Origin of the sequence: Enterococcus sp. S183_ASV_20 (assembly GCF_018919685.1) — a bacterium.
In the GTDB taxonomy this organism is placed as follows: domain Bacteria; phylum Bacillota; class Bacilli; order Lactobacillales; family Enterococcaceae; genus Enterococcus; species Enterococcus faecalis.
This window is the reverse complement of the sequence record NZ_JAHLRI010000071.1, coordinates 1-10,184: the sequence shown is the minus strand read 5'-3', so window position 1 is coordinate 10,184 and position 10,184 is coordinate 1. Positions and strand designations below refer to the sequence as shown.

The window sequence follows — 10,184 nt, the reverse complement described above, 5'->3', positions numbered from 1 at the left end:
GTAGTAGCCATTTCTTCTTTCAATCAATGGTAATCGTTTTTCTGATAGTTTTTCATTGATTGCTTCTATACTATAAGCTAATTGTCTGGAAGATAATTCAAGTTCGTTAAGTAACTCCGCTTCTTTTAAACTTCGATGTTTGATTAATTGTCGAAGGATTTCTTGATCACGAGCACTCATTTTAACACAACCCCCTTTACAAAAATAATAAGCGCTTTCAGTCGGATTATCTATTCTTTTCAGTCCAAAAAATGTATTTTTCTTCATTTCAATTGTGATAATCAAATAAAATTGGAAAAATCATTAATATAGTAAGCTAACTCTTAACTAATAAAAACAAACACTAGATCAAAAACAGTCAATTATTCCAAAGTAATACGCTAATATCCTAATTAAGATTGTTATGCTAGATATATTTAAGACGACAAGTAAGCATTCAAATGTTTTCAAATCAAAAAAGCCACTTACAAAAGAAATAATGAAAAACAACTTCTTTTCATATTATCTTTTGGCAAATAGCTTTTTTCACCCTATTCTAAATCAGCATGACGCGTTTTCATCGTTTGATTTGTTTCTCCTGTTTTTTCCATTAAATTTAAGATGATACTATCATATAAAAATAAACTAGTCTGTTCAAATAAAGACCCCATTGGTTGAAGAGCTTCATCCTTAGACTGTTTTGACTGTGTTGGAATAATCACTACTTGATCAGCAATTTCTCCTAGTGTAGATGATGAATTTGTTGTAAACAATCCGATTACAACGCCATTATCCTTTGCAACTTTTGCTTGATTAACAAGACTAGTTGTTTCTCCAGAACCTGAGCCAATTAGGAATAAATCACCTGATTTAGTATGTGGTGAACTAATTTCTCCGACTAAGCTTACTGAATACCCTAAATGCAATAATCGATTGGCAAATGCTCGAATCATCAAACCTGATCTACCTGCACCTTCTAAAAAAATATGATTTGCACCCTGAATAGCTTTTATCATCCGATCCACTTGTTGATCAGATATTTCATTTCCTATCGTCAAAACTTCATCAATAATCTCATTAAAAAACTTCATTTTTTTCCTCCTAAAATCGTGTATATTTTCATATTTCACTAAATGAAAGACGGATGGAAAATACCATCCGTCTGATTTTATTCAGCTAATTTAGTCAGTAAATATTTTTGAACAGTATCAGTTTCTTCATTTTTACATGTATCTACAAACTCTTCATCTTGGAATAAGCCAATAAGTTTTCGCAAAATACCAATGTGTTGATTTCCAGAGGCTAAGGCTAAATTGAAAACCAAAGAACAACCCACTTTCAAATCTTTGTCTTCCATTCTTCCGAATTCGACTGTGTTCTTGATTCTTACCACACTGATACTGTCTTTATTTACTAAATCAGAGTTTCCGTGAGGAATAGCAATTCCATCTCCATTAGCTAGTAACAATCCTGTCGGGAAGTCAATTTCTCTTTCAATACAAGCGTCAATATACTTAGCATCAATATTCCCTTTTTCGACAAGCTTTTCTCCAGCTGTTCTAATTGCTTCTTGATAAGTTGTAATCGTATCTTGTCCATTACTTACAATAACATCAATTGCCATCTTCTATCCCTACTTTGTGATTTCTTCTTTTACAGCATCAAAAATTTCATCTTCACCTATACCTGTAAGTAAGCCAGCACCAACAATCACTTTTGTTGTCACATCAGGATTATCAATTTTTGTAGATGAAACAACTAAATCATAGCTATTATATTTATCAGCATTACAATCCATAAGAGATGATTTTTGTACATCAACTCCACTAATCCCTTGTTCTTTTAAATAGTCTTCTAATACAGAGACCATAATTGATGATGATGCAATTCCATTTCCGCATACTACTAAAATCTTTTTGTTCATAATAAAACCTCGCTATCTATTTTTGTTTTTTACTATACTACACTGTTGCATCATTTTGAAGCTGAGAGCGTTCTTTCTTTTTCAACAAGTATCCTACTGAAATTAAGATCGCTCCAATCAAGATAAAACCAATTAAACCAATATGACTTGCAGCTGCAAACAATCCAGTAAATGGATTTGCTGAAGGGTTAAGTGAAGAATACATCACATTTTTTTGTGCACCTGCACCAAATTTTTGGAATAACTCGTTTGTTGCTGGCGTCATCCATGAAGCAATGTATAATCCACCACCAAACAAGATAACTGATGATAACCAAGTACGAATAATATTTCCCTTAAATACTGGTACCATACATGCAATAAAGAACACAAACTGTGATAAGTCTCCCAAAGGCATTACTCTATTTCCAGGAAGAATAACCGCTAAAATAACCATTGCAGGAATTAATAGTAGAGCTGAAGAAATAACTGATGGGTTTCCTACAATTAGAGCTGTATCCATCCCTACAGTAATGTCACGATCTGGGAATCGTTTCACTAATTTTTTGCGTGCTGCATTTGAAAGTGGAACAAGACCTTCCATCATAATAGAAGTCATTTTCGGCAATAACAACATAACTGCAGCCAAGTACATTCCTAATTGTACACTTGAAATAATCGTTTGATATGGACTTGTCCAATCATACCCAAACAAACCTAAAAGTGTACCTAACAGAAATCCGACAATTGTTGGATCACCTAAAACACCAAATCTTTTTTGAATCGTTTCAGCCGTTACATTTAATTTCCTAAAACCAGGTATACGATCGAAAATCCAGTTAAATGGATAAGCAAATAATAAGTAAGTGTTGGCTACTGGGTGAGAAATTGATACGCCTTGAGGTAAACCAAAAAACTTCTCATTGTTTTTCGCACCCAAGTCAGCCGCAATTAACGCCCAAACATGGAACAAACCGGCAGTTAAAACCCCATATAGAAAATTACCAGAGTATACAGCAACAATCGCTCCCATTGAAGCATTTTGGTGAAGGTTGAAAACATCAACATTGACACAGTCTGTGATCTTCAACACAAGCAACAACAAGTTAATTCCTACACATAAAGGAATAATAATGGCACCCATACTAGAACCAAATCCCATAACGGCCGTTGCCGCACCACCAACATCAATTGCATCTAAAGAAGATCCTGTTTTTCCAGCTAAACCAGTGATAGCGGGTTCCATCTTTTCCAACATAAACCCAATAACCATTGATAAAGCAATAAAACCAATTCCCACCTTCATCGCTGATTGAATTGCTTCAGCAAGCGGACGTCCCAAAGCTACCATAAATACAAGAAAAATCAGTGGAATAAAAATAAAATTGCCTAAATCATTAATAAATTGTGTGATAAATTCCATTTTTTCGCTAGTTGACTAGCTTCCCCCCTTTTTTAATCCGGTCTAAATCCCATATTCCAAGCTACATGATCTGGTTTTTTTAGAAGTAAATTATCATTTTTTTCTGCTTCTAATAAATTGTTTTTTGAATTTTCTCTTGCAGTTGAAAATTCAAAAGGTTCATCATACCATGCATCAATAATCTGCTTCATGTATTCTAATCCATTTACACGCAAACCTAAACCTATGATTTGTACATTATTACTTAATCTTGCTCTTTTTGCAGAATAAGGATTTGTAACAGCTGTTGCTCGAATTCCCCAATGTTTATTGGCTTGACAAGTAAAACCAATTCCAGTTCCACAAATGTATATTCCTAAACGACAAACATCTTTTTGGATCAATACAGACATTTCATCTGCTAACTTAGCAAAAGTATTGACTCCATCCTCTGGTACCTGTACTGGATCATAGACAACATCAGCATTTTTCTCTTCAATCAAGTATTTCTTTATCGCCTCCTTTGTTTCAAAACCTAAGTCATCACATGCAATTGCAATTTTGGTTTTCATTTAAAATCTCCTTTCTGAATCCGTTTACTTTAACTACACTCTTATAATACAATTGGTTTTAATTGGTGTCAATAGTTTTTAGTTGGTTTTTTCAATTTTGGAATCGCTTGAAATCAACTATAAAATAAATAAAAACAATATTAATTAGTTTTTGGTTGTTTTCACTAGGCTTTATGGTATTCTTTATGTAAGATGATTTGTTAATGAGGTGAAGTAAATGTTATTGATGGCAGAAAGAAGAGATTTGATACTACAGGAATTAATTAAAGAAGGCAGTGTTTATGTAAGTGAATTAGCAAAAAAATATTCTGTAACCTACGAAACAATTCGTAAAGATCTTACTTATTTAGAAAACAAAGGGCTTCTTATGAAAAGTCACGGAGGAGCTACGCTAAAACAAAATGCCATTGAGCATTCTTTTCAAGTACGTGAGAAAGAAAATGCTCATTATAAGAAACTGGTTGCACAGAAAGCTCTTGAACTTATTCCTGATAATAGTTCAATTGTAATAGGAACCGGAAGTACTACATTGGAACTTGCCATTCTTTTATCTATGAAGTCTGGATATAAGATTTTTACTGATTCACTACCAGTTGCAAGTTTACTTATAAGTTCAAAAAATCAAGTATTTCTTTTTGGTGGAGAATTACGTGAACCTAGTTCTTCAGTATTTGGAGGTTGGACCATTTCTCAAATTAATCAAATTCAAGTAGACTTATGTTTTCTTGGAACTGATGGCTTTAGTAATGTTGATGGTCCCACTAGCCCGTCGTCTTCAGATGTATTTGTAGACCAAGCGATTATTTCCCACGCTGAAAAACGCTACATCTTGGGTGATTATACAAAGTTTGATCGAAAAAGCCTATACAAAATTTGTGACTGGTCAGAGATTACTGCTTTAATTACAAACAAAGAAGCGGATCTCGAAAAAATTAGAAAAATCGAAACAATGACTCATGTAATTACTTGTTAAATTTTTAATATAGACATGAAAGACAAAGTCAAATCGTTAATAGTAGGTATACAAAAAAGTCTAACAATTTTGCTAGACTTTTTTTTGTATGATGTTATACTTTTACTTTGATTTTTATGCTTCAGTAATCACTTTTTAGTAATTGGCTATTCAAAATCTGCATGTCGATTAAACATTTTTTCTGAGGTTTCTTCCATTTCATCCATTAAATTTAAAATTATACTATCAAAAGTCAGAAAGGCTAATTGTTCAAAAGCTGAACCCATTGGCTGTTTAAATTCTTTTGAATGATGCTCATTTTCATTCTTAGTTGTACCTGGTAGCACTATAATTGAAGAAGCTAACTTACCAATTGTAGAATCACCTTTCATGGTTATCAAACCAATCTTAACGTCACTTTCCACGGCTTTCTTAGCTAAAGATTTTAAGCTTTCTGTTTCACCTGATCCAGAACAGATGATCAAAAGGTCACCAGGTTGTGAATGAGGTGAGCTTATTTCACCAACAAGACTTACCTTAAATCCCAGATGCATCAATCGATTGGCAAACGCTTGAATTGCAATACCTGACCGACCAGCGCCTGAGAGAAAAATGTGTTTGGCTTTTTTAATCTCTTCTAGAAAAATTAAAATTTGTTCCATTTCAATTTTTTCAGCGTTTTGTGTCAGTTCATTAAGGATTTTCAAAACATAATTTTCCAAATTTTTCCTCCTAGACTTCCGCTAAAGCAGTTTTCAAATTCGTAATCATTTCAACTTCTTTGTTTTCTTCACCAAAAATGTATCCTCCTGATACAAACATATCTGTTCCAGCATTGGCACAAAGTTTGATTGTTTCATTATCGATTTTACCATCCACTTCAATTAAATAGTGATAATCATTTGATTCTCTCAATTGACTAAGTTCAGCGATTTTATTTACAGTTAAAGGAATAAAATCCCTATTAGGTCGACCCGGATTAATGGTCATTACTAATACTAGATCAACTTCAGCTAAAATTGGTGCTATCAATGACACAGGAGTTGCAGGATTGATTGCAACGCCTATTTTCTTTTTTTGTTCCTTGACCATTTGAATAATGTGCATACCATTATTGGTAGCTTCTGCATGATACGTAATAGAGTCAGCTCCAGCCTCAAGGAAAGCAGGTACAATTTTTTCTGGTGTTTCGACCATCAAATGGACATCCAGTAAGATGTCGGTGATTTCTTTTAATTCTTTAACAATACTGGGTCCTGACGCCATGTCAGGCACAAAATATCCATCCATCACATCCACATGTAGCCACTTTATTTCTTCTATCTCCAAGGTTTCAAGGGTCTTCTCTAAACGACTGATTTTAGAACTAAATAATGAAGGTGCTAAAATATATTCTTTCATAAAATTTATTCCCCCATGATTATCACATTAATTGTACGATCTCGTTCACGAAGACGATCCCAATCAACGAAATACACTCTACCGAGCGATCCGATTTGCAATTCTCCATCTTTTAAGATGAGTGATTGAGAATTGGTTCCATAAATAGATGCTTTCAGATGGGCATCTGTATTTAACATCACCCATTTTTCAGCTGGATAATTAGGATCGCTTAATGAAGTCCCGAAAGCAATATGTTCTGGACCTGGACTATGATATTGTCCTTCGGTTGTCATAACCGGAGCGATTTTTTCCATGGTTTCATTAATATCTACATGTAGAAAATCGTCTCCAAAATAATTCACATCATGCATAGTTTCCTCATAGAAAAATGAACAAGTTGTATGTGGGGTGGTAATGATCATCACGCCATCTGCCAAACCAGAATCTAAAGCAATACGAACCAAGTCTTCACGTAAATCATGGTACGAAGCACGACCTTCTATTGTATGCAGTTTGATTGTGTCATGTTTGATCATCTATTTCAATTCCAATCGTGTTTTTACATCTTCAAATATTTTGTCTGCTCCGATCCCAGTTAACAAGCCTAGACCATTGATCACCTTATCTTTGACTGAATCTGGAACAATCGTCGTGCTAACAACCGCATCGTAATCATCCATTTTATTCAGTTCGTCCGCAATCTTAGATTGATATATTTTGACCTGATCCGTATAGTTTTCTGCTTCTAACCACTTGTTGATTTTTGATACCGCAATAGTTGAGGTTGCGTGCCCCGCGCCACAAATTACTAATAGTTTTTTCATGAATTTCCCTACTTTCTTTTTATTGAACTTCTTGTATATTTTCTACTTTTTTCCCTTTGATTTTGTTAAAGTAAAACATTCCTGCTAAAATCACAATTCCTAAAAGAATAATCCCAAAGATACCTAACTTTTGAGCTAATAAAACAACTAAACCTGCTGGCCACAAGCCACTTAATAACATTGTAACTAGTCCTGAAGTTCCTACATCAAAGTTTGCCATTTGGAAGAGTTCTGTCACAATAGGCGCTAACCATGTAGATAAATAAAATGTCATCACTAGATACAGTGAGCAACCGACTAAAGAACGAACAATATTTCCTTTGAAATAAGGAATCATTAAACAAATCGCAAATGTGAAAAATGCCAAATCACCAAAAGGTAACACTTGATTTCCAGGCAAAATCACTGCAAGTAACAACGAGATAGGTACCAACAATAGAGATGTAGACATTACTGTTGGATGCCCAACTGTAAGTGCTGCATCCATCCCAATATTTACCACACGACCATTTAATTTTTTATCTGTAAATTCTTTAGCTGCCTCAGCAATTGGCAACAGTCCTTCCATGAACATTGCTACCATTTTTGGCATTACTTTCATAACTGCGGCTGTTTGCATACCAAGCAACCCAACACCTGCTGCATCATATCCTGCTAAAATTCCAACAACAATACCAATCAATAATCCAATTACAACGGTATCACCAAAGATTCCAAATTTTTTCGTCAAGCTTTCGGCGTCTGCGTCAATTTTGTTAAACCCTGGAATTCGATCAAAAATCCAGTTCATAGGTTTAGCAAACAATACTCCAGACAATGCCATCATATGTGTAATTGCAATCCCAGGATAACCGAAGAATTCACTTACTTCTTTTTGTGCTGCATCCGCTAAGAACCATTGTAAAAGAACTGCAACAATTGCTCCAATTATCCCAAACCAAAAGTTTCCAGTTACCGTTTGAACTAGCATACCTAAAAAAATTGGGAACCAGAAATTCCAAATATCAACATTCAATGTTTTCGTCCAACCAAGCATCACTAAAATAAAATTCAAAATTAATGAGATAGGGATCATCAAAATTCCCAAAGAGGTTGAAAAGGCCAATGGTCCACCAACTCCTACTCCAATATCCAAAACATTTAGAGAAGTTCCAAATTTTTCACCCATTTGCTGAATAGCACTACCCAAACCGCCCGATAATAAATCTAATACTAATCCTAATCCAATATTCCCAATACCAACAGTGACCCCAGATATAAATGCTTTACTAGGCTTTAACCCGAAGAATAGTCCAATGATAAAAATAATTACTGGTAAAAAAACTGTTGATCCTAATCCAATAAACCACTGAATACCATCCATAATAACATCCATTTGTTTTTTCCTCCTTGACTTCTAATAAACCCCAGAATCATTTAGCAATTTGATAAAATCTTCTTTTGATGATAATTCTCGTAGTCTCTTAACTTTCTCATCATCAGTAAACAATGCCATTAAGTTTTGCAGGGTCTCTACTTGTTCATGAGGGACTGCCATCGCCAGCATGAATACTAAATTAACTTCGATGTTGTGACTTTTATCCGTCATATCTTGGAAAATTACTGGTTCATCCAATGAAGCAAAACAAATTTGTGACTTATTAACATTCACTGAATCTGTATGAGGAATCGCAAAACCGATACCATTGAATTCCAAACCAGTCGGATACTCTGCTTCTCTTGTTGTGATGCCATCTAAAAAACTTGATTTGACGCATCCAGATAAATAAAGTTTTTCATACATTTTTTCGAATAATTGTGTTTGATCGTCAGGTTTGATATGAAACAAACAAAGTTCTTGATCAAAAAACATTTTAGTTTCCTCCAGTACTAAAAATTTGTAGCATTTGCACAGAATCGTTGACTTTCACAAGCGCATCAACTTTCTTTTTCTCATCAATAAATTGATAGAGTTCTTCGACAACTTCGCGAATCTCTTGTAAGTCTTCTTCACTGAGATTTACCATAATAATCAATTTGACCGTGCGATCTCCCCAATTAATCGATTTCTTAAGTGATACAATATAAATATGAGACTTAAGAATCGTCGTTGGATCTGCATGAGGTAATGCAACACCACTTTCCAAATTGGTATTCCCAATATCCTCTCTCTCAAAAACCGATTTCCGAAATGTAGGCAATACTAGTTTTCTTTTTTCTAGTTCATCTATCATGCTATTTAAACAATCAGCTTTATCAGAAAAAAGATTTTGCAAGCTAATAAGTTTAAGATTGACATATTTACTCAACACATCTACTTCAAAATTTCTATCTAATGAATCAGATAGTCCAAAAGGTGCTCCTTGAATGAGATACTTTGTATATGCCTCCATGATCTTGATATAGTCTTGATTACTAACTAAAGGTGTAACTTTTACAAAAGGAGTTTTTGACTGTGGAATATCAATCGAGCTGATAATCAAGTCAATATTTTCTTTGTCACTTTTATTAAATCTCTCCAATGTCGATATCTCCACATTATCATGGGCTGGAATGAACTTACGAACCTTTGAATAGATAAATTGAGCTGAAGACATTCCATATTGACAAATAATGACAATATTGCTTGCTTTGGATTGACGATCCAAGGCAATTTGGAAATGGATCAAAATAAACGAAATCTCGTCATCATTTAAAATCACATTATACTGTTGTTCCACAATAACTAATGCATACCAAACAATACTGAAAAGCTCAGAATATTGGTCACGAATATTCTCCAATAAAGGATTTTCAATGTGAATCCCACGTTTTAAACGAAGAATCATAGCAGGTATATGATATAATAGTGAATTGAAAAGGTGCTCATCCTGAGTCAGATCAATTTTTTCAATTTTACTCATTCTAGAAATCAAACGGTACACTAAATCTACATATTTTTCATCACTAGCTTTCACTTCAGTAGTAACTCGATGGGCAAAAAGTTGACGAGATAAATAGTCTTTATCAGCTTCACTAAAATTCAGAACAGTCTCTTGAGATAATCGTTCAGACATGTCATTAGCAACCACAAACGTTTCCATATATCGTATACTACTAAATAGGTAATCATCCTCTCCTTCAACATGATACCCCATTTGAATACGACGGCATTGAACCAAGAGAGTTGTCAAAAGTGATTCCATATAAT

Annotated in this window: 14 protein-coding genes; 1 reads left to right on the top strand and 13 read right to left on the bottom strand. The window is 34.1% G+C overall.

Annotation, left to right across the window (positions count from 1 at the left end):
• From KQI94_RS14060 to KQI94_RS14035, 6 genes are all read right to left on the bottom strand, one after another.
• Positions 1-180, bottom strand: a 180-nt coding sequence (locus KQI94_RS14060) for a hypothetical protein (RefSeq protein WP_253296180.1), incomplete at its 3' end; no start/stop codon positions are given.
• 350 nt (positions 181-530) lie between these two features.
• Positions 531-1,070, bottom strand: coding sequence for a 6-phospho-3-hexuloisomerase (gene hxlB, locus KQI94_RS14055; RefSeq protein ID WP_216454537.1), 540 nt, complete (start codon positions 1,068-1,070; stop codon positions 531-533).
• A gap of 77 nt (positions 1,071-1,147) precedes the next feature.
• Positions 1,148-1,603 (bottom strand): PTS sugar transporter subunit IIA, encoded by a 456-nt coding sequence (locus KQI94_RS14050; protein WP_002368859.1) that lies wholly within the window; start codon positions 1,601-1,603, stop codon positions 1,148-1,150.
• A 9-nt stretch (positions 1,604-1,612) separates the two neighbouring features.
• On the bottom strand, positions 1,613-1,903 hold the full coding sequence (locus tag KQI94_RS14045; protein WP_002384122.1) for a PTS sugar transporter subunit IIB: 291 nt from the start codon (positions 1,901-1,903) through the stop codon (positions 1,613-1,615).
• A gap of 37 nt (positions 1,904-1,940) precedes the next feature.
• Positions 1,941-3,305, bottom strand: coding sequence for a PTS transporter subunit IIC (locus KQI94_RS14040; RefSeq protein WP_002368857.1), 1,365 nt, complete (start codon positions 3,303-3,305; stop codon positions 1,941-1,943).
• Positions 3,306-3,337: 32 nt separating this feature from the next.
• A complete protein-coding gene (locus tag KQI94_RS14035) occupies positions 3,338-3,856 on the bottom strand; it encodes an RpiB/LacA/LacB family sugar-phosphate isomerase (protein WP_002368856.1) in 519 nt (172 codons plus the stop codon).
• Between the two features lie 217 nt (positions 3,857-4,073).
• On the opposite strand from KQI94_RS14035, the gene KQI94_RS14030 reads away from it, so the two are divergent.
• Positions 4,074-4,829: a DeoR/GlpR family DNA-binding transcription regulator gene (locus KQI94_RS14030; RefSeq protein ID WP_002368855.1), complete on the top strand. Its 756-nt coding sequence runs from the start codon at positions 4,074-4,076 to the stop codon at positions 4,827-4,829.
• Positions 4,830-4,975: 146 nt separating this feature from the next.
• Here the strand turns inward: KQI94_RS14030 and hxlB (KQI94_RS14025) are convergent, their stop codons facing one another.
• The 7 genes from hxlB (KQI94_RS14025) to KQI94_RS13995 all read right to left on the bottom strand — a co-directional run.
• A complete protein-coding gene (gene hxlB / locus KQI94_RS14025; RefSeq protein WP_002368854.1) occupies positions 4,976-5,530 on the bottom strand; it encodes a 6-phospho-3-hexuloisomerase in 555 nt (184 codons plus the stop codon).
• A 10-nt stretch (positions 5,531-5,540) separates the two neighbouring features.
• The gene (gene rpe / locus KQI94_RS14020; protein ID WP_002368853.1) at positions 5,541-6,209 is read right to left on the bottom strand and encodes a ribulose-phosphate 3-epimerase; all 669 of its coding nucleotides are present in this window, start codon (positions 6,207-6,209) and stop codon (positions 5,541-5,543) included.
• 5 nt (positions 6,210-6,214) lie between these two features.
• On the bottom strand, positions 6,215-6,727 hold the full coding sequence (locus tag KQI94_RS14015; RefSeq protein WP_002368852.1) for a YjbQ family protein: 513 nt from the start codon (positions 6,725-6,727) through the stop codon (positions 6,215-6,217).
• Positions 6,728-7,015 (bottom strand): PTS sugar transporter subunit IIB, encoded by a 288-nt coding sequence (locus KQI94_RS14010; RefSeq protein WP_002368851.1) that lies wholly within the window; start codon positions 7,013-7,015, stop codon positions 6,728-6,730. It lies immediately after the preceding gene.
• 19 nt (positions 7,016-7,034) lie between these two features.
• Positions 7,035-8,390 carry a PTS transporter subunit IIC gene (locus tag KQI94_RS14005; RefSeq protein ID WP_002368850.1) on the bottom strand — a complete coding sequence of 452 codons (1,356 nt, stop codon included), beginning with the start codon at positions 8,388-8,390 and terminating at the stop codon, positions 7,035-7,037.
• A gap of 21 nt (positions 8,391-8,411) precedes the next feature.
• Positions 8,412-8,867 carry a PTS sugar transporter subunit IIA gene (locus tag KQI94_RS14000; RefSeq protein ID WP_002384119.1) on the bottom strand — a complete coding sequence of 152 codons (456 nt, stop codon included), beginning with the start codon at positions 8,865-8,867 and terminating at the stop codon, positions 8,412-8,414.
• 1 nt (position 8,868) lies between these two features.
• The coding region (locus KQI94_RS13995; protein ID WP_216454535.1) for a PTS sugar transporter subunit IIA at positions 8,869-10,184 on the bottom strand (1,316 nt) is incomplete at its 5' end.

What these genes read in the sequence shown, in the direction of transcription:
- KQI94_RS14000 (WP_002384119.1), bottom strand. Translation starts at nt 8,867, where the DNA reads ATGTTTTTTGATCAAGAACTTTGTTTGTTTCATATCAAACCTGACGAT.
- KQI94_RS14005 (WP_002368850.1), bottom strand. Translation starts at nt 8,390, where the DNA reads ATGGATGTTATTATGGATGGTATTCAGTGGTTTATTGGATTAGGATCA.
- KQI94_RS14010 (WP_002368851.1), bottom strand. Translation starts at nt 7,015, where the DNA reads ATGAAAAAACTATTAGTAATTTGTGGCGCGGGGCACGCAACCTCAACT.
- KQI94_RS14050 (WP_002368859.1), bottom strand. Translation starts at nt 1,603, where the DNA reads ATGGCAATTGATGTTATTGTAAGTAATGGACAAGATACGATTACAACT.
- rpe (WP_002368853.1), bottom strand. Translation starts at nt 6,209, where the DNA reads ATGAAAGAATATATTTTAGCACCTTCATTATTTAGTTCTAAAATCAGT.
- hxlB (WP_216454537.1), bottom strand. Translation starts at nt 1,070, where the DNA reads ATGAAGTTTTTTAATGAGATTATTGATGAAGTTTTGACGATAGGAAAT.
- KQI94_RS14035 (WP_002368856.1), bottom strand. Translation starts at nt 3,856, where the DNA reads ATGAAAACCAAAATTGCAATTGCATGTGATGACTTAGGTTTTGAAACA.
- KQI94_RS14030 (WP_002368855.1), top strand. Translation starts at nt 4,074, where the DNA reads ATGTTATTGATGGCAGAAAGAAGAGATTTGATACTACAGGAATTAATT.
- KQI94_RS14040 (WP_002368857.1), bottom strand. Translation starts at nt 3,305, where the DNA reads ATGGAATTTATCACACAATTTATTAATGATTTAGGCAATTTTATTTTT.
- KQI94_RS14045 (WP_002384122.1), bottom strand. Translation starts at nt 1,903, where the DNA reads ATGAACAAAAAGATTTTAGTAGTATGCGGAAATGGAATTGCATCATCA.
- KQI94_RS14015 (WP_002368852.1), bottom strand. Translation starts at nt 6,727, where the DNA reads ATGATCAAACATGACACAATCAAACTGCATACAATAGAAGGTCGTGCT.